General features: G+C 52.3%; 1 rRNA gene. It reads right to left on the minus strand.

Annotated elements, in window-relative coordinates:
- Positions 1-131: 131 nt before the first annotated feature.
- Positions 132-694: ribosomal RNA gene (locus tag WN56_RS08610) — 23S ribosomal RNA — on the minus strand; the annotation flags it as partial.

Raw genomic sequence — 694 nt, forward strand, 5'->3', positions numbered from 1 at the left:
GCTATGGTCGCCAAGCAAAATTTGGTGTGTCTTCACTTTTCAGTCAAAACACTTAATCTAGAAAGCTGTTCGTTCTCGCCACAATCAACTGGCTTTATTTCAAGTCCAACCCAAAACCTCTTGGGTGTTGTATGGTTAAGCCTCACGGGCAATTAGTACAGGTTAGCTCAACGCCTCACAGCGCTTACACACCCTGCCTATCAACGTTCTAGTCTAGAACAACCCTTTAGAGAGCTCGAAGCTCTAGGGATGACTCATCTCGGGGCCAGCTTCGCGCTTAGATGCTTTCAGCGCTTATCTGTGCCGAACTTAGCTACCGGGCAATGCGTCTGGCGACACAACCCGAACACCAGCGGTTCGTCCACTCCGGTCCTCTCGTACTAGGAGCAGCTCCCCTCAATCATCCAACGCCCACGGCAGATAGGGACCGAACTGTCTCACGACGTTCTAAACCCAGCTCGCGTACCACTTTAAATGGCGAACAGCCATACCCTTGGGACCGACTTCAGCCCCAGGATGTGATGAGCCGACATCGAGGTGCCAAACACCGCCGTCGATATGAACTCTTGGGCGGTATCAGCCTGTTATCCCCGGAGTACCTTTTATCCGTTGAGCGATGGCCCTTCCATTCAGAACCACCGGATCACTATGACCTACTTTCGTACCTGCTCGAGCCGTCACTCTCGCAGTTAAG

This window comes from Salinivibrio sp. KP-1 (assembly GCF_000968645.1).
GTDB lineage: Bacteria > Pseudomonadota > Gammaproteobacteria > Enterobacterales > Vibrionaceae > Salinivibrio > Salinivibrio siamensis.